The 23,098-nt window shown below is 36.7% G+C and carries 24 protein-coding genes and 2 pseudogenes; 22 read left to right on the top strand and 4 right to left on the bottom strand.

Annotated features, from left to right (window positions below; all coding sequences use genetic code 11):
- Positions 1-45: 45 nt before the first annotated feature.
- Positions 46-807 (top strand): SDR family oxidoreductase, encoded by a 762-nt coding sequence (locus tag QNH10_RS14465; protein WP_283732094.1) that lies wholly within the window; start codon positions 46-48, stop codon positions 805-807.
- 502 nt (positions 808-1,309) lie between these two features.
- On the opposite strand, the pseudogene QNH10_RS14460 reads toward QNH10_RS14465, so the two are convergent.
- Positions 1,310-2,544 (bottom strand): annotated as a pseudogene (locus QNH10_RS14460) (IS110 family RNA-guided transposase).
- Positions 2,545-2,970: 426 nt separating this feature from the next.
- On the opposite strand from QNH10_RS14460, the gene QNH10_RS14455 reads away from it, so the two are divergent.
- From QNH10_RS14455 to QNH10_RS14420, 8 genes are all read left to right on the top strand, one after another.
- Positions 2,971-3,417, top strand: coding sequence for a hypothetical protein (locus tag QNH10_RS14455; protein WP_283732093.1), 447 nt, complete (start codon positions 2,971-2,973; stop codon positions 3,415-3,417).
- 1 nt (position 3,418) lies between these two features.
- Positions 3,419-3,631 (top strand): helix-turn-helix transcriptional regulator, encoded by a 213-nt coding sequence (locus QNH10_RS14450; protein ID WP_283732092.1) that lies wholly within the window; start codon positions 3,419-3,421, stop codon positions 3,629-3,631.
- A 99-nt stretch (positions 3,632-3,730) separates the two neighbouring features.
- Entirely contained in the window at positions 3,731-4,684 is a 954-nt protein-coding gene (locus QNH10_RS14445; RefSeq protein ID WP_283732091.1) for an NAD(P)-dependent alcohol dehydrogenase, read from the top strand.
- Positions 4,685-5,193: 509 nt separating this feature from the next.
- Positions 5,194-5,421, top strand: a complete 228-nt coding sequence (locus tag QNH10_RS14440) for a hypothetical protein (RefSeq protein WP_283732090.1) — start codon at positions 5,194-5,196, stop codon at positions 5,419-5,421.
- A 168-nt stretch (positions 5,422-5,589) separates the two neighbouring features.
- Positions 5,590-5,874 (top strand): hypothetical protein, encoded by a 285-nt coding sequence (locus QNH10_RS14435; RefSeq protein ID WP_283732089.1) that lies wholly within the window; start codon positions 5,590-5,592, stop codon positions 5,872-5,874.
- A 120-nt stretch (positions 5,875-5,994) separates the two neighbouring features.
- Positions 5,995-6,402, top strand: coding sequence for a hypothetical protein (locus QNH10_RS14430; RefSeq protein ID WP_283732088.1), 408 nt, complete (start codon positions 5,995-5,997; stop codon positions 6,400-6,402).
- A gap of 488 nt (positions 6,403-6,890) precedes the next feature.
- Complete coding sequence (locus QNH10_RS14425; RefSeq protein ID WP_283732087.1) at positions 6,891-7,280, top strand: hypothetical protein; 390 nt, start codon at positions 6,891-6,893, stop codon at positions 7,278-7,280.
- 114 nt (positions 7,281-7,394) lie between these two features.
- Complete coding sequence (locus tag QNH10_RS14420; protein ID WP_283732086.1) at positions 7,395-7,853, top strand: hypothetical protein; 459 nt, start codon at positions 7,395-7,397, stop codon at positions 7,851-7,853.
- A 248-nt stretch (positions 7,854-8,101) separates the two neighbouring features.
- On the opposite strand, the gene QNH10_RS14415 is transcribed toward QNH10_RS14420, so the two are convergent.
- Positions 8,102-8,653 (bottom strand): DUF420 domain-containing protein, encoded by a 552-nt coding sequence (locus QNH10_RS14415; protein WP_283732085.1) that lies wholly within the window; start codon positions 8,651-8,653, stop codon positions 8,102-8,104.
- Between the two features lie 91 nt (positions 8,654-8,744).
- Positions 8,745-9,047, bottom strand: a complete 303-nt coding sequence (locus QNH10_RS14410; RefSeq protein ID WP_283732084.1) for a hypothetical protein — start codon at positions 9,045-9,047, stop codon at positions 8,745-8,747.
- 116 nt (positions 9,048-9,163) lie between these two features.
- On the opposite strand from QNH10_RS14410, the gene QNH10_RS14405 reads away from it, so the two are divergent.
- The 10 genes from QNH10_RS14405 to QNH10_RS14360 all read left to right on the top strand — a co-directional run bounded on the left by QNH10_RS14405 (position 9,164) and on the right by QNH10_RS14360 (position 14,994).
- Entirely contained in the window at positions 9,164-9,478 is a 315-nt protein-coding gene (locus QNH10_RS14405; RefSeq protein WP_283732083.1) for a hypothetical protein, read from the top strand.
- 893 nt (positions 9,479-10,371) lie between these two features.
- The gene (locus tag QNH10_RS14400; protein WP_283732082.1) at positions 10,372-10,515 is read left to right on the top strand and encodes a hypothetical protein; all 144 of its coding nucleotides are present in this window, start codon (positions 10,372-10,374) and stop codon (positions 10,513-10,515) included.
- A 72-nt stretch (positions 10,516-10,587) separates the two neighbouring features.
- Positions 10,588-10,899: a hypothetical protein gene (locus QNH10_RS14395; protein WP_283732081.1), complete on the top strand. Its 312-nt coding sequence runs from the start codon at positions 10,588-10,590 to the stop codon at positions 10,897-10,899.
- 79 nt (positions 10,900-10,978) lie between these two features.
- Positions 10,979-11,626, top strand: coding sequence for a histidine phosphatase family protein (locus QNH10_RS14390; protein ID WP_283732080.1), 648 nt, complete (start codon positions 10,979-10,981; stop codon positions 11,624-11,626).
- A gap of 43 nt (positions 11,627-11,669) precedes the next feature.
- A complete protein-coding gene (locus QNH10_RS14385) occupies positions 11,670-12,050 on the top strand; it encodes a hypothetical protein (protein ID WP_283732079.1) in 381 nt (126 codons plus the stop codon).
- Between the two features lie 208 nt (positions 12,051-12,258).
- A complete protein-coding gene (locus tag QNH10_RS14380; protein ID WP_283732078.1) occupies positions 12,259-12,855 on the top strand; it encodes a hypothetical protein in 597 nt (198 codons plus the stop codon).
- Between the two features lie 40 nt (positions 12,856-12,895).
- A complete protein-coding gene (locus tag QNH10_RS14375) occupies positions 12,896-13,294 on the top strand; it encodes a hypothetical protein (protein WP_283732077.1) in 399 nt (132 codons plus the stop codon).
- Between the two features lie 186 nt (positions 13,295-13,480).
- Complete coding sequence (locus QNH10_RS14370) at positions 13,481-13,909, top strand: hypothetical protein (protein WP_283732076.1); 429 nt, start codon at positions 13,481-13,483, stop codon at positions 13,907-13,909.
- Between the two features lie 102 nt (positions 13,910-14,011).
- Entirely contained in the window at positions 14,012-14,155 is a 144-nt protein-coding gene (locus tag QNH10_RS14365) for a DUF2922 family protein (protein ID WP_283732075.1), read from the top strand.
- Between the two features lie 65 nt (positions 14,156-14,220).
- Positions 14,221-14,994 (top strand): SDR family NAD(P)-dependent oxidoreductase, encoded by a 774-nt coding sequence (locus QNH10_RS14360; protein ID WP_283732074.1) that lies wholly within the window; start codon positions 14,221-14,223, stop codon positions 14,992-14,994.
- 182 nt (positions 14,995-15,176) lie between these two features.
- On the opposite strand, the pseudogene QNH10_RS21380 reads toward QNH10_RS14360, so the two are convergent.
- Positions 15,177-15,413 (bottom strand): annotated as a pseudogene (locus tag QNH10_RS21380) (YhjD family protein).
- 823 nt (positions 15,414-16,236) lie between these two features.
- Between QNH10_RS21380 and QNH10_RS14355 the strand changes: the two are divergent.
- From QNH10_RS14355 to QNH10_RS14345, 3 genes are read left to right on the top strand one after another with little or no spacing between them, the layout of a single operon-like run.
- Entirely contained in the window at positions 16,237-18,717 is a 2,481-nt protein-coding gene (locus QNH10_RS14355; RefSeq protein WP_283732073.1) for an EAL domain-containing protein, read from the top strand.
- A 45-nt stretch (positions 18,718-18,762) separates the two neighbouring features.
- Positions 18,763-22,017, top strand: coding sequence for a response regulator (locus QNH10_RS14350; RefSeq protein WP_283732072.1), 3,255 nt, complete (start codon positions 18,763-18,765; stop codon positions 22,015-22,017).
- Complete coding sequence (locus QNH10_RS14345; RefSeq protein ID WP_283732071.1) at positions 22,014-22,862, top strand: CheR family methyltransferase; 849 nt, start codon at positions 22,014-22,016, stop codon at positions 22,860-22,862. Before QNH10_RS14350 ends, QNH10_RS14345 begins: the two co-directional genes overlap by 4 nt.
- The last annotated feature ends 236 nt before the right edge of the window (positions 22,863-23,098 follow it).

Raw genomic sequence — 23,098 nt, 5'->3', positions numbered from 1 at the left:
GAATATAACTATATAAGGTGAATTTAAAGATAAAGGTGGATGCAATTGAAGGTATTGGTGACAGGTTCAACAGGACTACTAGGTTCAGCTTTACTAAAACAACTAACAAGCCCTGAGTATAAAGTCAAAATAACTTCGAGAAGTAAACCTGAAAATACAGGACCTTTCGAGTGGGTTTATAGTGACTTATTATCTGGTGAAGGTATAGAAGAAGCAGTAAAAGGAGTAGATGTAATTATTCACGCAGCAACAAGTCCGGTTAAAGATTCAAAAATCGTTGAGGTTTCAGGTTTTGAAGGGTTTTTAAGAAAGATGCAATACATAAAACATTTTATTTATCCATCAATTGTCGGCATAGATGGAATACCATTGAAATATTATAAGTTGAAATATGAAGCTGAAGATTTGTTAAGGAATAGTTCTATTCCTTATACAATTGTACGTGCAACTCAGTTCCACAACTTTGTTGAAAAATTATTTTTATCAAAACCTCACTTTAAAAGATATATTGTCCCTGGAAACATTAAATTTCAAAGTGTCGATGTAAGTGATTTTGCCAATCATTTAATTGGTTTAGTGGATAAAGATCCCCAAGGAAGAACTAATGATTTTGGTGGACCAGACATAATGACATTAAGAGAAATGGCTGAACTGAAAATCAAGATTAATAATGAAACGAATAAAGTGCTTAGCTTTTCTATACCAGGGGTACTTTACAAATCATTTGTGGATGGTAAAAACACCAATGATAATCAAAAAATGGGGAAAATCACATTTGTGGACTATCTAAGAAATAAGATGGATTGAGGTCATTGTATTGATTGAAGCTATTTTCATTCCCTTAGAACATTAACAAAGCCTTAATAAATAAAGTTTGCGAAGAAATGCACTTAAACTAATAGGGGCGTTGCTCCAAGAAGGAGTAACGCTTTTTTGTAGAACTTATTGTGCTAACGTAGCAGGTTAATGGAATATGGAATATTTTGGTGTAAAGAGCATAACTCTTAGTATATGGCTGTTTTCCAAAATGTCGCTGCTATTTAACAATTTATCATATTGATGTTTCGTCAGTTAAGGAGGAAATCAAATGGATTGGTATATATGGTTCGCCGTAATTGTTGCTGTTATTATTATTATTGGGTATAAATCTTCTAAAAAGAAATAATGCTTGTTGAACTAAACCAGCTAATAGTTTGTCAACATTTTTTAATGAAACATGAAATACTTCTTGTTATACTTAAAAAAGGGTATAACAAATAACCTTCCTCTTAGTCTGTTGGAAGGTTTTGTTATATTTGGTTATCGGTTCTTATGCGTTATCTACAAAAGCAGAATTGGTTCTTAACAGGGCATAAATCCAATGTAAAAGCTTATTTGCACAGGCAATGACAGCTACTTTATAGGGTTTTCCTTCTTCACGTTTCTTATCGTAGAATGCTCGCATTTTCTTGTTGCGCGGGATAACTTCATCAGTAGTTTTCATTTTGCGACTGTCCCGGATTGCACATTTGACGGCCATGAATAGGGCATGTCTTAGTCTACTTGATCCTCTTTTGGTGATCCTGTTTACGGTTCCTTTGAATCTGCCGGATTCAAAGATACTCGGATCTATTCCAGCGAACGCAACCAGTTTCTTCGGATGATTAAACCGATCAATCTCACCGATTTCGGAAATAATCGTTGCAGCGATCTTTTCTCCGATACCCGGAATTGATTGGATAATCTTATATTCTTCAATTTCTTTTGCCGAAACATCTATCTCTTTTCCAAGCTGGATAGGTGCTTTTGGTATTCCAACAACACTTTTATATACATTTCCATGGTTAGAATATGGCTCTGATAAAGGTTGTTTTGAAACGGATTACGTTTAGCAGCATCAATTAACTTCTGTGATCTCGCTTCCGCCCAGCTATATGAACGGCTCTTACAAAGTTCATGAATCTTATTAGATATCTCTTGTTCTTCAGCTGTTAATACATCGTTAGATGTGGGGAATTCCACTAAGGTCAATAAGGAGACAGCTGAGTATAAATCCCCAAACACACCACGATATTCGGGGGAAACCTGATCCAGAATCGCTTGGAATTGTAGTTTTGTCTGTACGTATATATTCGTCAGGTTTTCGTGTTGCCTTGTAAGATTCCGGAGATCTAACAGTTGGATTCCACGTTTCTTATAGGGCACTAATTCCTCTTTGTAGTACAGCTCACAGAGGTGATGGGCATCAATTATATCTGTTTTCACCTTGCGTAAACTGGAACTCTTTGCCCGATATGAAATGAGAGGGTTAACAATAATAATTAAGTAGTTTCTCTCCTCGTAATACTGAACTATCGGTGTATGATAATGCCCTGTAGCTTCCAATACGGCCTGTGGTCGGACACCAGAGACCCTTTCTACCTCCAAGAGAAAATCATGTAAACACTTCAATCCATCTAATTTGTGTGCCACCTTGAAGCTGCTTTTGTAAGGTTCTCTTCTGTCTAAGTATGCTTGAACCTAACTTTCTCCTTTGGCTATATCTAGGCCAATAACAGGATTCATTCTACATCTCCTCCACGTATAGTTTGCCGGTAACCCCTAATCCTCCTTGTAGTGTCATAGCTTCGCTTGTTATACGAAATCTACGTCCCAACCAGCCTTAATCATGCTTCTACAAGTAGGGGGCGGACGGTTTAGTTGACGGGTTCTATCACCCACGATTGCTTACGTCCTACCCAGGCTACAATAATCATAAAACCATATAAAAAATGGTCAACCAGAAATATCTGGCTGACCTTATGGTACGAACGGGTGTTTTACTAAAGATTAAGCACCCTTTTCTTATTCAGCAAAAGGGGCAGGTTAGTGGAATAAGAAGTTGAGATTCAAACAGTAAAGCGGTACGAAAAGTGATGTAACATAAACTTAACATGGTGTATATAATGTATTACATTATGCATATATTATTTTACATGAAGGGGGGAGACTATGACTTATCAAGAGAAAAAAAGCATCGTGTCTTTGGTTAGCGTAATAGTTATTTTTGGATCTTTTTGCTTGTATATGTATCCACAAATTCCCGGAAATGGACTGGAATCACTAGAAACCTATCGTTTTTGGGGGTCTTTTGTCTTTACCTTAATTTTAGTTTCAATAATTGCCCACATTATCATCAATATCGTTTTTAACATCGTGTATAGAATTACGACAGGCGAAAAGGAACCAACATTTGAGGATGAACTGGATAACATTATTAATTTGAGAGCAACAAGAAATTCATTTTTTGTTTTTATCCTAGGGTTTCTTCTTGCAATGGGATCTCTCATCATCTTTCAGCCTTCACAAATGATGTTCATTATTCTAATCACTTCTGGATTTATGTCCGATGTGACTGGCTCGGTTACGAAACTTTACCATTATAGGAAAGGAGTCTAATATGCGTAAAAGTCTTGTCGGCAACCACATTAGAAAATTACGATTTAACCATGATGAAATGACCCAGCAGCAATTAGCTGACAAGGTAGGTGTAACGAGGCAAACTATTGCTGCTCTTGAGAAGGGTAACTATTCCCCATCTTTAGAGCTGGCTTTTCGCATTGCACACTTCTTTGACATGCCTCTGGAAGAAGTGTTTTTTTATAGAAACTAAAAGTTATAAATCCAGTAAACACCTTATAAGGCGGGTTCAATTTTATTGTTAGGCTTAAAGATATCTAATAATTTGATAAATACGTAGGAGGCTAAACAGTTGAAAGCAGCAATTTATAAAACCTATGGTTCCCCTGAAGTAATGGAGATTGGGGATGTTGATAAGCCATTCATCAAGGATGAAGATAGGGTATTAATTAAAGTGGTCTCCGCCTCAGTAAATCAATATGATCATCTATTTCGAAAAGGTTATTTTCCTACCAGATTAGAAAATGGTCTTACAAAGCCAAAAGTGCAAGTTTTAGGAATAGACGTTTCGGGTATAGTTGAAGCCGTAGGAAGAAATGTACAAAAATTTAAGATTGGCGATCATGTTTTTGGAAGTTGTGTCGGCTCCCATGCTGAATATGTCTGCCCAAGACAAAATGTACTAACCATTATGCCAAATAACTTAACTTTTGAAGAGGCCGCTGCAATACCATGTGCTGCACAGACTGCCCTACAAGCATTGCGAGATGTAGGGAATATAAAAGCAGGCGATACGGTTTTAATCTATGGTGCATCGGGCGGAGTGGGGCACTTTGCTGTTCAGCTTGCTGTGTATTTAGGAGCTGAAGTAACCGCAGTTTGTAGTACCTCGAACGTGGAGTGGGTTAAAAATCTAGGTGCTCATCATGTAATTGATTATACCCAAGAAGATTTCGCTCACAACGGAAAAAAATATGACGTTATACTGGATGCTGTCGGAAAGAGGACCTTTTTCAGTTGTTTACGTTCTCTTACCGAAAACGGGATTTATATAACAGAACACGCACTCTACCCCAAGTATCATCCAATTCAATTGATGATAGGCTCTTTCATAGGTAGTAAGAAGCCTAAGATTCATCTTGCAAAACCAAATGACAGTGATTTGGACATATTAAGAGTGCTTATGGAAAAAGAAATAGTGAGACCTGTTATTGAAAAGTGCTTTCCCTTAAATGAAATTGTAGAGGCTCATAGGCACGTTGAAAGTGGAAGGACAAAGGGGAAGGTTGTTCTTAAAATCGAGTAAATCATAAATAAAACAGATAAATAATTTAGAGCCATTTTAAGAACTGGTTGAAGAGCTAAAGATTCATTGAGCTTCAGCTTTTTTTTTGTTTTTTATATAGCTATTTCACTGTTGAATTAGGTTAATTGCACCTTCCCGTTTCATTCGCACCAACTAAAAAACGCCTAAAACCCAAAAAAATTCAAGGGTTTTAGGCGTTCTGTGTTTTATCGTTAGACCGGGTTAGTATAATTTAGAGATACTTAGATATTCAGATGAATATCTTAAAGAACATTACGGGAGTTGTAAAGTTTAAGGTTGGCGCCCCAAAAAGCTAAAAGAATGAAAATCAAGAAGGAAATTAAAGGTTAAGTATTGAAGTTGTATATACACCTTGCATTTAAAAGGGAGGGTAGAATGGTGAATTTTTACTTATATGTAATCACCCCATTATTGTCTTTTATCGGAGGTTTTTCGCTTATATCCTGACATTAAAAATTGTTTGGGAGCAATCATTGAGCGGTGGTGACATGAAAGCTGTATTACTTTGGGGTGGGATTGCATTCTTTTTACTGGCAACTCCAATTTATTTAGGAATTACCTATTTTATTGATAAAAAGTGCAAAAAAATAAAAGGATTACTCTATCCTGCTGGATGTATTCTTGTATTTTTTATACCAACATTATTCGTAACATTATCTTTTGGAAGCATGAACCCGTTTTCCCCGGAAGCAATGTTGTTTCACTCTTTTTCCTAACATCGGGACTGATTTTTGGGCTGTGTAGTTGGGGATTTAAAAGAATTAAAGCTACACCCGTTATTTAAATAGATACCAAGGGTTTTAGGCGTTCCGTCTTCTATACCACCATGCTTATATTGACGCTTAGCTGCATGAGAAAGAAAAAATGGGAAAAGGGGATATGAAATGGAAATTAACGTGATGGAGATACTATTTTTCATCGCTATTCTTTGGATAATGGTCATCGTTTGGAAAATCAATCGCCGTGTCACAGGGATAAAACACATCCTTGATCAGTTGTCTAAACAATATGGTGTCCCGGAAAACCCGATAAATGATGAATTAAGGAAATTAATTAGCCAGGGAGAGGCTATCAAGGCGGAAAAAATAGCACGAAAAACTTTAGGGCTTTCAATGCTGGAAGGCATGCAATATGTAGATGATTTGAAGAAGAAGGGAAAAAATAGTTGAGTTCATGTTCCGAAACGACGGCAATTGTTGAAGTAGGGCTGTGCCACAAACGAAGCGGATTGATGAATCTAATTACAAGCTAAAAACGTCTATAATAAAGGGAAAAGGAGGTTTTTTGTGATGAGTAATTCTGAAGTTATTATCCTGTTACTGATTTACAGTGGAATGCTTATTTTCTTTTTAGTTCCATCTGCTAAGAGGGAAAGTAAAAAAGTGCATAAAGAACAATCAACCTTTCCATTTGTTTTTAAAGACAACTTAGCTAAAATGGTCTTTCAAAAAAAGGCCGCATTGGCTTTAGCATTGTTTGGAGTTGCATTATTCAGTATCCAGTCAGTGTTTGCTGGTGCAGAATGGCATTATAATGCGCATAGCGGCAATCCATCGATTAGTTACAAATCATCAGCACTATTCACTATGGGCGGTATGATAATATATACAGCCATTCTCTTGCTGATACTTGGATACGTAAGAACGATAAAAAGTATAAAGAATGCAAAGCAACAATCAGGCGCAGTTACTGAATAAATTTTATTTCTGAATCAAGCTATTGGGTGGAAATAGAGGGGGCATTGTATTGGGGTTTCTAATAGGTTTTATAATAATAATAATTTTCCTCATGTCATTTGAGGCTCAACTTAGGCGAATGATTAATCAAAATGAACAGGTGATAGAGCTGTTGAAAAAGTTGACTGAAAATACCAAATGACATTCAAGCAATCGTGCCCGAATGCTGCATACAAACTGTTGCCTTTCGTTCCGGCGCACGCTTTCCGTATGCGCTGTTTTTACCCCAAATTATATTCTTGAAAAACCTTACGTTGCACCATTTACAATAATTATAAGTGGAGTTTTATTCTGGTCTACATACCACCTGTGGAAATACTTTGGTGATAAAAAGAAGAAGGATAATACGAAAGGCAGACACGATTTGTAACTTGCTTGTTCTGTAATAGGGCACAGTTGTCGCATAACTGTTTACCGTAAAAGGAGCCATTTAACAGATTATAGAGGGAGTGACGACAATTAATAGAAACTTAAAAGGATGGATGTCTTTTGCCGTTCTGTCGGTCGTAATTGTTGGTGTGGCAATATATTATACTTTCTTTTTCACACCAAAAGATTCTCTTGAATTATATCAAACCATTTCATTTTCGGATGATTTCGATGAAGCCCAAAAGGTAATGTTGAAGGGGTATGAGTCTAATTTTAAGAAAGAGGATTTCGATTTCATTAGTGACTTGAAGAATTCGCCCAATAGAATAAGTCAGTTTAGTCTGTTTGAATATAACCAAAAAACATATCTGGTTTTGACTACACCAGGAACTAAAAGATTGAAGGTTTTGGCTGTTGAGGAGTTACCCAAAGAGATTGAGCAATATTTTCTTGAAGTGACGCCAAAATAAATATGCCTCAATCGGGCGCATTTGTTGAATAAACGCTGGGCCATAATCGGGGCGGATTGTTGAGGGAACATTGAACAAGGCTTGTTAGTTGAAGAAGAACTTTGGGGGGAACTTATGAAAAGACTTGGAATAATCATTGGTGTTGCGGTTGGTTTGGTTATAATATTGGTCATAGTCAACCAAAAGTTTATGTTCAATCCAATATTATTTCGTTCCAACGCAATAACTTATAATAATTGGTCTGATTATACCTATCCTTCAAAAATAGAATATCTTTATTGGGACGATAAAAATGGTTGGAATATTGGAAATGAAAGCAGCAATAATAAGGAAATAAAAAATATTTTCAGAGTGTTGAAGGATGGCTTAGAGAATGCAAAGGTCGCCCGAAATGAATTCAACAATAGTGCTATTAAGAGGGAAATGAAATTAATAATTAGGCGTTCAGACGGTCTCATATTGCTTCAATTTGATTATTATGAGGGTGGAAATATGGCGGATTTAGGTAATGATAACTTTATTGAATTGCCATCATCCTTTAAAAGCATTCTATTAGAGAAAACATTTAATTAATTTAAATGATATTGAGCTAACAGGTGCGTTATTTTTTAAGACGTATGCTAATGAACTTCCGCAACGGGCGCGATTGTGGCACAAAATAATTAAAGGGGGTGGCGATTGCCATCTTTTTTTAATTTTTCCTGTGCAATCCTAAGGGGCGCTTCCTTTCCCCATTTTAGGTTAATTGCACTTTCTCCCTACATTAACATAACCAGTCATTAAATAAAGGCTGTCCCTTTCAAAGGGACGGCCTTTAGACTTTAATAATATGGCGAGATCAAAATATAGACAAGAACTCCTGTAAAACTTACATACAACCATAACGGCATTGTCCATCGAACGATTTGACGATGTCGATCGTATTCCCGATTCCAAGCTCTCGCCACGCTTGTCAATGCAAGGGGTACGATAGCTGCTGCGAGAATAATATGGGTGATCAGAACAAAATAATAAATTCCAGCAATGAGTCCTTCTCCGCCGAATGGTGTAGAGACTGCTAAATAATGATAGGTCACGTATGTGACGAGAAACAATGCTGTCGTGCAGAATGCAGCATAGATGAATTTCCGGTGTGCATTTATATTCTTTTTCTTAATGGCTATCAAAGCGGCTACCAAGAAAATGAAAGTGAAGCTATTGAAAATGGCATTCATCATTGGCAGGATAGTAACATCAAATGCATCAAAATCTTCAGTAGTTCGTTTTCCGGATAATAAACCGATCACGCCTATTAAGATAACTGAAAGAATAATAATGGCGGGTTTATAATTACGTTTTTTAAATGGCTTGTTCGATTCAACCGAGTGATTCATAAAAATCTTCCTTTCTACTTCTTGTTACCCTACATAGTGTACCATATTTTCCATTCACTACTGCCAACTTCACAATTATGACCAAATTCAACTATCCACCAAAGTACTTACCTAATTTGGGGTAATCCAAAAGTAGATTGACGAACCGATTGCCGCTTGTCCCATTGCTCATCAAATATTCTCTATACCGATTTTTATTACTTTCGCGCTCCGCGATATGACCAAATTGAAATGCAAGCTTTGAGTCATTCAATATCTTCTTAAGCACGAGTTTATCCATTTTGTTAAACCCATCGTTCGACTGTATGTTTTCAAGGATCTTGTCAATTTCATCATAAAATTCTCTCACCCGATTATTCGGTTTTTTTCTTCGCATTTCCATTGGTTGAATCATTGCCGATTTTCTATTTATTGAACTAACGCGGCAGGTTAGTTGAAGAGTGTAGTTTAACTTGTGTTCAAAAATCGGGACCATATTGTTGGGAGTGCTTTCAAGAGGGGGATGGGGATATGAAGGTAGTGGTTTGTAATTCCTTGGTGATTATCGGTGCAATCACCAGTCTTATATTTGCAACAATTTTAGGTATATACGGTCAAGATATATCTTATTATTTGAATAACCGTAACCCGACAATTGAATTAACAACGGTTATAACTATAGTAACTTTCCTTAGTATTGGATTGTATATAGTTACTCCTTTTTTGGTATTTAAATTCCTGAAACTAAAAAAGGAATATCTTATTGTGTGTATTATTATCTGTGCCCTTATAGGACTTCCAATCTCTTTGTTCTCATTTTTTGTTTGGGGGATGTGGATGGGTTAATTTTTTGCATTAACAGGCACGATTGTTTAATAATCGTCTCTGTTCTTCTTAAACTAACGAACGTGTGCTTTACTTAATGTTCGTTGAACTGGTTAGACAGCTCTTTTATCTTGATCAACTCCCATGAAAAGTAAAAAATGCTCAAAATCTATAAAATCGCATAACAAAAGAGACCCAGAAAAAGCTTTTTTTAAAAAAGGCTGAGCCTTCAGATTGTGTTTATTGAGTTGGAAGATAAATCAGGAGCCAACTCCATTCTTCTCAGAATAAAGGCAAGGCTGGTGCAATAACCAGAGTAGGATTAATCTCCCATGAGTGCTACTCGTATAGAGTGCGACAGTCTGTGATGCACCGTGGTCGTTGGAGTCAGACTAACGGATGGGCTCAATGGCACCATAGTTGATCGACCTTCATCGCCAGCCATACAAATCTATACCCGTTCTGAAACAATTTTCATCCTCTGTGGTGCAGCGTTTTTTGCTGCATGGATGGCTAACGGGTGCCTTTGAGCTGCTTGAGGGCACAATGAACTAACGGTGCAGGTTAGTTCAATAAGAGGATGAAATTAATTGGTGAAAAATGGATAAAACAAATAGTTATACTCATTTTGGAATTGGGAATAAAGGGGAATTAAACCATAGAGGCATAGTTGCTTATGAAGGTGGTATTTTCAATCCAGACGATATAACAAAGCTACTTGGAATACAACCATAGAGGTTGATATGTATGTGTATCCAGATGAAGTTGAGAGTAAATAGATACTAAGCTAACGGGGTTTAGTGAAGATTCGGCTGCCTATTATGGCAGTTTTTTTATTGTGTAATGGTGTTAAAATACCTCTGTTAAAAGGTTAGTTTTTGCGGATACTAAAAAAAAAGGAGTGAGAAATTTTCATGAGAAATGTATTTGTTATTATGACGATTTACTTATTTTGGTTTGTCGCTATAGAAGATGTCAGTGCAGATAGTGATTCTTTCGAGAAAATTTACCGTGATGGTGGTTATCAAGAAATTTATAAGACATTACAAGAGAGTTAAGCTCATTTCAAACGTACTATTGCACTGCCAACACAATTGCCTCCAATCCCTTTTACTCATAGTTTGGGAAGATTGAGTGACTTAAATGGAAATGAAAATGATCAGCTTGAAATATTTTTTATTAACAAAGAGTTACCCCGAAATCATTATTCAATTCTAATTCAACCAATCGAATACGGATTGGAATTTAGAGAAGAACAAATCGAACAAAAAAATATATTGGAAGATGGGAATGAATCAATTTACACCACTACAGTATTCTTAGGTTTTAATCTCTTAGTTTTCGAAAAAGATGGATGGCAATATATCTTGTCTATCGATAAAAGAAACTCGGACATCGTAACCAAGGAAGTATTACTACAAATCGCAAATTCAATAAAATGATAAGGAACGGGAAAGGTTGTCGAAAAGCATGCGAGTCGAGTGATTAATTTGAAGATTACCCCATCTGATGTGGGGGTTTATGGTAAAATTGATGCAGGAAAGCACTAAAAGTGAGGCGATCGAATTGGAAATACTCATTATTAGACACGGCCAATCAGAGGCGGACATCTTGGAGGTTCATGAAGGAAGAGCGGACTTCCCATTGACGGAGGTTGGCGAGGAGCAAGCAAGGAGGATGGCTGATTTTGTTGCAAAAGAATATCCTCCCGAGATGATCTTATCGAGCACATTAAAGCGGGCAAGTGGGACGGCCGGCATTTTGCAGGAGGCAATCGGATGTGAACTACGGTTCTACGATGAGTTGAGGGAATTCAATAATGGGGTTTTAGCGGGCATGCCGAGGACAGAAGCAGCGATTAAGTATCCGTTGCCTAAAGGCGGCAGGCCGGTACATATTCCGATACAGGACGGAGAATCTGTCCTTGATATTCGCTATAGAGCAGAACGCATCCTTCGGGAGATTCTACATGATTATCAGGACTATAAACGAATTGCGATTGTATCCCATGGCAAGCTGATCTCTAATCTGCTCAAAGCATTTCTTCATCAGCCACATGGCGATATTGCATTTGCTACAGGGGATACGGGTATCCATTTGCTTGAAGTACGAGAGGATCTTCGGCTTGTCAGGTTTTTGAATCGGCTTGAACATGTAACTCACGAATAATATTGGTGTGAATTATGGTTTCTGAACTTGGGGGAAGTATCAGATGAAAATTATCGTGTGTGTATTATTGTTGTTACTCTTCGGATATGTTCTTTTCAAGTTCTATCGGCTCAAAAGTAAATTGAAACAAGCTGTCGTATTTCCTGTCACAGAAGAAGACTTGAAAGCGATGCGGGCACAACCGAAAAAAGCACTGGATCTGCCGGTGGTTGCTATTCTACTAAGGGGCATTTGTGGTTTAGGTCTCTTGTTTCTCCTTTTTATTGTTACGGTAATTTATGATTTGTATGACAGCGAAGTGATTGGGTGGAATCATTACGCCATGTTTATAGTGCCTTTGCTATTTTTTAATCCAGCTTGGAATTCTATTTGCGATCGTAGAAGACGGTGTAATTTGCGAGGGACGGTTTGTACCATGAAATAGCATCAAATGGTATCAAATCGAGGAAGTTCATTCGAACCATCCTGATTTTACGCCTGGGGTTAGCATTGCATACGTGCTGAAGATAAAGAGGAAGAGGAAGAGGAAGTATTTGATCGTTAGTTGTTTTATTACGTCGGATGCGGTGAAAGAGAAGGTAACCGGATTACTGGATGCTCGTTTATCGTGAAAAAGCTAAAGGGGAAATGAAATGAATAGGCTATTTATGATAGTAGCACTGTTACTATTTCTATTAAGTGCTTGTAGTAATAACGATTCAAAATCAAATATTATTTCTGCTGCTGAATTAACAGAGAGAGAGAAAGCATTGCTTTCAACTATCTCGGATAAATCATTTGTTTTTGATTTTAATATTGACAGTGAATATAAAGTAGTGTCTGCATGGATTGAAAAATACGAATTTGGTGAAATGGTTCATAATAAAATAAGCCCTATGACAACACCCGTTGAGGGTGATGGTTCTATCATTTTTGTGACTTCAAAAGTAAATGCCAATCAACAACAACCTACATTTAATATTGGAGTTAGCGGTAATGGTAGTACTGGTTCGATTAGTGGCTTGGATACAACTTCATACGATTTAGATAGCATGTCCAGTGTATGGGGAAGTTTCCAAGAAGAGAACAAATCAATTGAAGGAGAAGTAGTATTAGCAAGTATCTGCTATGTAAGTGATGGTCCTATGAGAAGTCTTACTACCGATTTTTATAATGATGTAGATGGTCATATGAATAAGTTAGAAAACTATGATGTAGTTTATCTTCTCAAAGCTGAATTTAAGAAGTGAGGATTTGTGTAAGTCTTCTTCAACTAAAGCGGCAGTTTAATTGAAGATGAAAAAGGCGGATGAATGGGGGGGAATGATGAACAAAAGATTAAAGAAAAAAATAGGGAATAGATATAATTTAATAAAACGAGCTGAACGACAAACACATAAACGAAAAGGAGCGAGATACATAGACTACGCTCTTATCCCGATAGGTGAGAAAGATAAATTGAGATTTGATCAAGAAGGATATGATATCGATTATCCATTTGCTACACACTGGTTTATCGAAATTGCTCCAACTAAGTTTTACTACATTATTTACGTTTATCCATGTACAAGTAAAGGTAGAAGTGATACTAATTCTTTTTTTGAAGTAATATATGCGGGGAAATTAGATGAAGTAATCTTGGCTTTCAAAAAAACAGTAGATGAAATGGAATATGATAGACATACCTAGCGAGTTTTTAGGATTCTAATTCACCATTATCTTAATCAACTAACGGGAGCTTTACTCAAAGATCGGGCTGCTTAGACGGCTCTTTTTTCTTCAACTAAAAAGGCAGTTTAGTATAAAAAAGAATATAACTATATTCTTTTGGGGTAGTAGTAAATATAAAAAATATGTAAAGGGTATGGGTAGTAAATGGAACCAAGCAGCATAATGCAGTTATTTTTTATTACAAGCTGGATTTTTGCAGTGGGTCTGTTAACTTTTCTATTACCTAAGAAAGTTAGGAAGTTTGTTTGGGCTATATTGGGCATCATTTTAATATGTAGTGTTATCTATCAAGGAGCAATTAAACCTTTGATTATAGAGCAAAAAACTGGGAAAGCCATAGAAGTATTAGAAGGTCATTTAGAAGAAAAATATCCAATAGATTCATGGATAATTACAGATACAGACGACTATAAAATAAAACCTGTTATAACTCTCCATGTAATTTTTGATAGTGAGCCAAAAGTAATTTATGAATATATAGTTGAAAACACAGTGGTACGGCAAGTAGATATGTGGACTGTACTAGGCAATTCGGTAGAAGAAAGTGGAATTGAACCACAACATGCAGAATAATTGATAAGTGTATGTGTATGATCGTTCTTCAACTAACCCTTTAGTTCAATAAGAATAGTGAAAGATTACGCCATTAAAACGCTCATATTAAGCGTTATAACAGTGGACGAGACACGAGTTGGATTGACACCAGCCGAAGTGGAAGCAGCCATGCAGGAAATAATCGATTCGCAGGTTTTTGAAGTGGATGGCTTGACCATATTTAGATTCATCCAAACCAAAATTATTACCGATTTTTTGCTTTAGGATTGTTTAATCGAAAATGGGGACACTAAAAAAGTATGTTTTAACATTTAAAGGAGGATATTTAAGTGGGTAAATTTGAAAATAAAGTAGTTGTTATTACGGGTGCTGCAGGTGGAATAGGAAAAGTAACAGCAAAAAAATTAGCAGATGAAGGTGCAAAATTAGCACTTATCGATTTAAACTTAGATGCAGTAAATGAAGTAGTCAAAGAATTAGGTTTAGGTGAAGATCGTGTCCTTGCACTTCAAGCGAACGTAGCAGATGAAGCACAAGTAAAAGCATATGTGGATGCAACGGTAGAGAAATACGGAAAAATTGATTGTTTCTTCAATAATGCAGGTATCGAAGGAACAACAAAACCAATTGAAGATTACCCAGTTGAGACATTTGATTTAGTTTATAATGTGAACATTAAAGGGGCGTTCTTAGGGTTGAAATATGTATTACCAGTGATGAAAAAACAAGGGTTTGGTTCCATTGTAAACACAGCAAGTGGTGCTGGTTTAATGGCATCTCCTGGTATGGTTGGTTATATCATGTCAAAACATGCGTTAATCGGAATTACCCGTGTGGCTGCTCTTGAAGGTGCACCTCATAAAGTACGTGTAAACGCGGTAGCACCTGGTGTTATTAATACACGTATGATGCGCCAAATTGAAGAAAACACATTACCAGGTGCTGGACAAGCGGCAATTGACGCGTTTTCTCAAGCCGTTCCGATTGGTCGTTATGGTGAACCAGAAGAAGTGGCGAATGTGGTCAGTTTCTTACTTTCAGACGATGCAAGTTATGTGACACAATCGATTTATACAGTTGATGGTGGTCAAATAAATCAATAATTTTTAAAAACATCCCAAATGGGATGTTTTTAAACGTTTGACTTTGAATCTTTTTGCACTAACCTCTTCATTACTCCCAACATTATGACCAATTGTAAAGATACAGTTCCAGTAGCTCTTCAGTCCGGTTTTTAGTTTCGAGGTTCCCATTGAATTCGGAATTGTTTTAGAACCTGGTACCGTTAATTACGTCGCTGCTCTTCCCGTCCGTGGTATAGAAATATGTATGTAGTAAACGTATCACCCATGGTGTCTCGTAGTAGTTTCATTTTGTTTTGACGTAGATAGTCTGATGACTCCTTCATTTCAGTCTGAACAGCATTGATGGCGTGATTGATAAGCCTTATATATGGTGTCTAAAATTTAAAGTTGCCCTTCTCGAAAGTTTGCTGGTCTTTAGCCAATATAGTCAGGACCATAGGAAGGTAAATCATATTTTCAAAGTGTGGAAGTGCCTCTTGTGGGATGAGCATTAGATCATCACGCCTTCTTTATCCGTGACGGGACCTGTTGAACCATAATTCGCCGTTTGTAAATTATTCCATCAGCTTCTATATACATCATTTCCAATAACTTACTATATCTTACCGATTTCTTAAACCTCTTAGACACACTTGTTCCCCTCCTTAATTTCATTATATGGAATGCATGTTCTCGTTTCAAGGAATATAAAATCTTCTTCAAAAAGATTCGGGTATACTTTTCACCAAAAGGGATTTGATACCGCGATAGGTGGTTTGCCTTTACTTGGTTTATTAAGGAAGGCGGGCTGCTTTCATATGCGATTCAATATGTTGTTGGTCAGAACCAATTCCGAATATCGGGCGAATCATTATTAGTAAAGAATTTTATAAGTTTAAAGAAGTTCATCCGGATACGAAGACTTTGAAATATGGATCGGAAATGAAGTAGCGGTGGAGAAAGATGCCGGATGAGGTTGTACTTCCGTAATGAAGATTTTCACCTTTGGTTAACCATTTCATGAGCTTTCTCCTTTTGATAGTGTAGGGAACTGATTTAGTCGTTGTACTCTACATACATTAGGAGTTTTTTGTGTGTATTCAAGCATTAGTATTCAATAAAACGGGCCATTTTCCAGGTTCTTGCCGTGCAACGGTAATAGGTACCTTTACAATTAGTATTATCTTTGTAAAATTTCCACAAATATTAACTTTTTTCTTGGGGTATTAGGTATAATCTATATACCTACTTAAATTATGTTTTAATGGGGAGGTCTTAAGTATGGGATGCGAAGAAAAAATAAATATACTTTTGGTGGATGATCGACCTGAGAATTTATTAGCGATCGAAGCAATTATAGAAAAGGATGAATACAATTTGGTTAAAGCTTCTTCTGGAGAAGAAGCGCTTAAATATCTATTTAATGATAAATTCGCCCTTATTCTTTTAGATGTTCAGATGCCCGGAATGGATGGCTTTACTACTGCCAAATTCATTAAGGCACGGGAAAAGACTAAAAATATCCCAATCCTATTTATTACGGCGAATAGTATGGAGTCGGAACATATTTTCATGGGCTATTCCGTAGGAGCTATTGACTATATCCTCAAACCTGTCGATCCACTAATTTTAAAAACGAAGGTTGAAGGCTTTGTCGATATTTATAAAATGGAATGTAAACTTGTGCAACAAGCGGATTTGTTGACCGCCAAAACACTTAAATTGGAGAAAGCCAATAAAGAGCTTTCTGAAACGACTGCCAAATTACGTTTATCAGAAGCACTTTCAAATGTTATTAGTGAAACGTCAAAGGATTCTATGATCGTTTTAGATAAAGATGGCGTAATTTTAAGTGTGAATCCTTCATGTGAAAATGAACTTCAATATCCGGATAAAGAGCTTATTGGCAAAAATATTAGAATACTATTTACCAATACCGAATCAAAGCTTTATCTAAAAAATATTTTTAGGACAGCTCTAAACTACGGGAGTATACAAGGTTATGAGGGTCATAAAGAGTTGTACATAACGAGAAAAGATGGGACAAGTTTTTTGGCGGAAATACAATTCGGTTGGAAGTTTATTCAAGAAGAAACCATTATCGCTTGTACGATACGGGATATTACCGAGCAGAAAAATAATGAAGCGTTGATCAAACATATGGCCTATCATGACTTCTTAACAGATTTACCAAATAGACGGTCATTTAATGAAACACTAATAGATCATTTGAAGAAAGCAAGAGAGGCCAATCAACCAGTAGCAATCATGTTCTTGAATATGGACCGTTTTAAATATATTAATGATTCGCTTGGTCACACAATTGGGGATCTCATTCTACAAGAAACTTCTGATAGGCTGCGCAGAACTGTAAGTGACCAGGACTTTTTGGCAAGGGTTGGTGGAGATGAATTCAACATTATTTTGCCAAAAACAAACAGGGAAAACGCACTGGAAGTCGCTGATCGAATTTTAGATGTACTTCAAAAACCGTTTTTATTGGATGAATATGAGTTATATATTTCAACGAGCATTGGACTTAGCATCTTCCCTTATGACGGAGAATATTTTAATGAGTTAGTTAAAAATGCAGGCGTAGCGTTAAATCAGGCAAAAGAACATGGTAAGAATAAATATCATGTGTTCCATACAGGTATGAACATGCAATCCTACCGATCTTTTCTTATGCAAAATGATTTGTGGAAAGCAATTGAGCGAGATGAACTGGAACTAGTGCACCAACCACGGGTGGATGTGGTTACTGGAAAAGTTGAATGTGCAGAAGCATTACTTCGATGGAATCATCCAAGCTGGGGCGCTGTATCACCAGCCGAGTTCATCCCTCTTGCAGAGCAAACTGGACAAATTGTAGAAATAGGAGATTGGGTGTTTCGAACTGCCTGCCAACAATTGAAACATTGGGAGGAAAATGGGTACAACTCCATTCGTCTGTCCATAAACTTTTCTGCACAGCAATTTATGCAAAAAGATCTGCCTTCCCGTTTGAAGCGAAGCATAATGGAAACGAATGTATCTGCCAATCGATTGGAGATTGAGTTAACCGAATCAGCTTTAGTAAAAAACGAAGAGTTCATCATCAATACTTTGCGGGAAATAAAAGAAATGGGTATTACAATCAGTATAGATGACTTTGGGACAGGGTACTCCTCCCTACAATATTTAAGCCGTTTACCTATTAATATACTAAAAATCGATAAATCCTTTGTTCACGGAATAACTGATGAGACAAACGAAAACAGATTGATTACCTCTACGATTATTTCATTGGCGAAATCCCTAAATTTATCGGTCGTTGCTGAAGGTGTAGAAACGAAGGAACAGCTTGAGTTCTTGAGTTTGCATCATTGTGACGAAGTGCAGGGCTATCTTTTTAGCCCGCCTGTAAAACAAGAACCATTTGAAAAAATGTTTTTGCAAGAAAAAGATATGGTTTTCGATGTAAAAGTTCAGCATGAAAATAGAATAATGAATCAGGAACGATTTGAAAATCCTATCCCGTTCGCATTAGAAAAGCTTAAGAAGAAACATTCTATATCTACGCGGGAATTAGAAGTCTTTGATTTACTGTTAGACGGATTAGGGAATAAAGAAATATCACAAAAACTTTTCATAAGCGAACATACCGTTAAAAATCATGTCACCCGCATCTTCCAAAAGTTAAATGTAACGGATCGGGCGCAAGCAATGGCAATGGTATATCAATATTGTGTTAATAAATCAAATAGCGTTATCGGCATTTAGTATTTAATCTATCAAGAAGCTGAATGCTGGAAGGGACGGAGGATAGTGAAGATCAGAACAAAGTTAATGTTAGCATTAAGTCCATTGGTGATTCTTTTAGTTGTTCTTGGTATTTCCGGAAGAATTCAAGTGGGTAGCTATAATAAAATTAACAGTACCCTGGAAACAAATTATGATCAATTCGTGTTAGCCACATCGATTCAACGAGATATAAAGAATGAAGTAATTAGTATACGAAATCTTTTAATTAATGAAGATGAAGAGTTAGTCCAAAAAGAAATTACAAAAATTGAAGAAGAAAGTAAACGGGTCTCCAAAAATATTGCTCGGCTTGGAACTCATGCATTTACAGAAAAACAACTACTTATTATGGATGAGTTAGACAATAAATATACAGCATTTGATCACTATAAAGATCAATTAATTGGATATGTATTGACTGGGAATAAGAACGCTGCGATTACTTTGATGAACGATAACTCAGAAACTATTCAGAAAGAATTCGAAGACTTGATCTCAGAGTTATCAACGTCATTCGAAACAAATATGTATACTTCCCTAGAAGGTGAAAGAGACGGTTTTACAAGAAATGTGCTTATAGAATCAATACTATCAATAGTAATAACCATTATTATTACTATCTTATTGTTTAGAAGTATATGGTCTTTCTCCTCCAGATTAAACAGAATGGCAAACGTCATGGGTGGAATCTCGAATGGAAAGTTGGATTTAGCTACGGAAGTGGAAGTTATAGGTAAAGATGAATTTGACGCAGTAGCTACATCATTCAACCAAATGACTGCCGCGTTAGGAAAGGAAATGAAAGTACAGCAAGATCTAACGTGGACAAAATCTAACATAGCTGCTATTACAACGAGTATTAGTGGAGCAAAAACAATAGAATCATTAACGGAATCGTTTTTGTCTCAAATTGTTCCCCTTGTCGGAGGAAGTCATGCCGTATTTTATGTAGTTGATGAAAATGAAGATGAGTTAGACACAGTCTTTACACTACGTGCCTCCTATGCTTTTAGAGAGCGCAAACATATGACAACCTCATTTCGTACCGGTGAAGGGTTAATCGGACAATGTGCTTTCGAAAAAAAACCAATTACGTTCTCAAATGTTCCCTCAGACTATATAACTGTAAAATCTGGACTTGGAGAAGCACCTCCATTAAACCTGTATCTTTTGCCAATCCTATATGAAGGCGAAGTTAAAGGGATTATAGAGATTGCATCATTCGAGCCTATTCATGATAAAGAACAGATATTGCTTGAGGAACTCGTCAATGATTTAGGGATCATTTTAGAAAGTATAATAGGTCACATCAAGCAGGCAAAACTATTGGAAGAAACGCAAATGTTAATGGAAGAAATCCAGACACAATCAGAGGAATTACAGTCCCAACAAGATGAGTTAAAAGCAACAAACGAAGAATTGGAGCAACAGACTATAACACTCCGCGACTCCGAACAAAGGCTCCAGCAACAACAAGAAGAGCTTGAAGAAACAAATACGGAATTAGAGGAGAAGACAAATCGGTTAGAAAAACAAAACAAATTATTTGAGGAAAAAAATCAACAACTTGAAATTGCAAGCATTGAATTAGAAGAAAAAGCAAGACAGCTTGCACTAAGTTCAAAATACAAATCAGAGTTCTTGGCAAATATGTCTCACGAACTCAGAACACCACTGAACAGCATGCTAATTTTATCGAATTTATTAGCGGATAATAAGGATAAGACTTTATCCGGAAAACAAGTTGAATTTGCTAAAACGATTCATACATCCGGAAAAGACCTACTCGCTTTAATAAACGATATTTTAGACCTATCTAAAATCGAATCTGGTAAATCGGATGTAAAGGCAAGTAACGTATCCTTAAACGAATTAGCCGATACAATCGAAAGAAGTTTCAGGCCTGTGGCTAATGAAAAGCATCTTGGATTCCATATTGACTTGCATGATGACCTGCCAGAATTCATTTATACAGATGACGCGAAGCTTCAGCAAATATTAAAGAACCTACTCGCCAATGCTTTTAAGTTTACTGAAAAAGGTGAAGTGAGGCTTGAAGTTTCGAGTGTGGCTTCTGAAGACAATCATTCAACCATCCAATTTACCGTGAAGGATACTGGAATTGGCATTGCGAAAGAAAAGCGTGACCTCATTTTCGAAGCTTTCCAGCAAGTTGATGGAACGATTAGCCGTAAATATGGTGGAACGGGCCTTGGACTCTCCATTAGTAAAGAAATCGCTTTACTCCTTGGTGGTAAAATCACTTTAGAGAGCAGAGAAGGAACTGGAAGTACTTTCTCCTTCATCGTTGGTGATTATAAGGAAGAAATGGCTGAAAAACTTGTAATTGCGCATCAGGAATCAGCTATAACAGTTGAAAATGTCCAACCATTGAAAGAACCATTCATCAAACCTGAGCCTGCCACCGAGAAGCAGTCAATTGATGAAAATAGTCATATAATAAAGCTCTTAATAGTGGATGATGATTTGACACAGAGAAATAGTATAATGGAATTGCTTGGCGACATGGACGTAATTATGAAGGCTGTTTCAACTGGCAAAGAGGCACTTGATGAATTGAGGAGAAATAATTTTGACTGTTTGATTCTCGATTTGGGATTAACCGACATTACAGGATTTGATTTGCTTGAAAATCTTAAAGATGAAGACAAGCAGCTGAAAATATTCATCTATACAGGCAGAGACATTACAGCAGCGGAAGAACATTATTTAAATAAATATGCAGATATCATTATCATCAAAGATCAACATTCCCCTCAACGATTAAAAGAAGAGTTAGGCTTATACTTGATGAACAAACGAACAGATAGCGAAAATTTCATAGCCGAAGATCATGATAAACAGCTGCATAACAAAGAACTTGAGGGAAAAAAGGTTCTTTTAGTGGATGACGATATTCGTAATATTTATGCCCTATCGAGCACCCTCGAACAATACGGTATGGATATCAGCTTCGCAGAAAATGGAATAGAAGCACTCAGGATATTAAATGACGATCCTAACTTTAATCTTATTATTACAGATATAATGATGCCTGAAATGGATGGATATGAAGCAATGAAACAGATTAGACAATTGCCTTCCTACAAGCATCACCCTATAATCGCTTTAACTGCGAAAGCAATGAAGGGAGACCGGGAGAAGAGTCTAATGGCCGGTGCTTCCGATTATATTATGAAGCCTGTCGATAATGATCAATTACTATCTTTGATTAAGGTCTGGTTGTTTAGACATGAAGGAGAACCGGAGTTAGAATGAATGACATAAAATCAGAGATAAGTTCACCTAAGGACTTAGAAAAAATAGAAATCGATTTATTTTTACAAGGAATATTTGAATGGTATGGCTATGATTATCGCGATTATGCCTACCATTCCATTAAAAGAAGAATATGGCATCGTATACACGCGGAGAGGTTAAACTCTGTTCTTGAATTATTGGACAAAGTATTGCATAACCCAGACTGCATGCAAAGGTTAACGGAGGATTTTTCCATAAACGTAACTGAAATGTTCCGGGATCCCCTGTTTTTCTTAGAGTTCCGTAAAAAGGTTATTCCAATATTACGGACATACCCTTCCATTCGGATTTGGCATGCAGGCTGTTCCACTGGAGAAGAAGTCTACTCCATGGCAATTTTGCTACAAGAAGAAGGTCTATACGATAAGACCAAGATTTATGCTACGGATATTAATACAAACGTACTTCGCATCGCTAAAAACGGAATATTTTCCATATCCAACATGAAAAGGTATACAAATAACTACCTGGAAGCAGGTGGGACACGGTCCTTTTCGGAGTATTACAAGGTGACGAACGATAAGGTGAAGTTTGATCCATCCTTATCGAAGAACGTTGTTTTTGCTCAGCATAATCTGGTGACGGATCGATCCTTCAATGAATTTCACGTCATACTATGCCGGAATGTTTTAATCTATTTTAATAGAAACTTACAAGCAAAGGTTCATCAGCTGTTCTATGAAAGTTTAGGCATGTTCGGCATCCTTGGCCTCGGAGACAAAGAAACCATATCCTTCACAAACAAAGCCGATTATTATAAAGAGCTTAGCAGACAACAGAAAATCTACCAAAAGATAAAATAAAAATGCAGGTACCTCTTCGAATTTTGAGGTACCTGTTTTTTGGGGTGTGTGCTGCACCTTTGTAAAGATTCCTGTGCACGAAGCATTTATGACAATTCAACACGTTATTGAAAGATACGAATTGATTGGATCGAAATCCTAATTTTCATTATTGGTTAATCGATGTGCACAATCATCAAGTTTTCGTTCCTTTCGTGTTATTACGGACAGTGGAGAGCAAGTCAATATTGAAATGC

Origin of the sequence: Sporosarcina thermotolerans (assembly GCF_030067815.1) — a bacterium.
Classification (GTDB): Bacteria; Bacillota; Bacilli; order Bacillales_A; family Planococcaceae; genus Sporosarcina; species Sporosarcina thermotolerans.
Note: the sequence above shows the minus strand (reverse complement) of the source record. Positions and strands in the feature narration are given on the sequence as shown.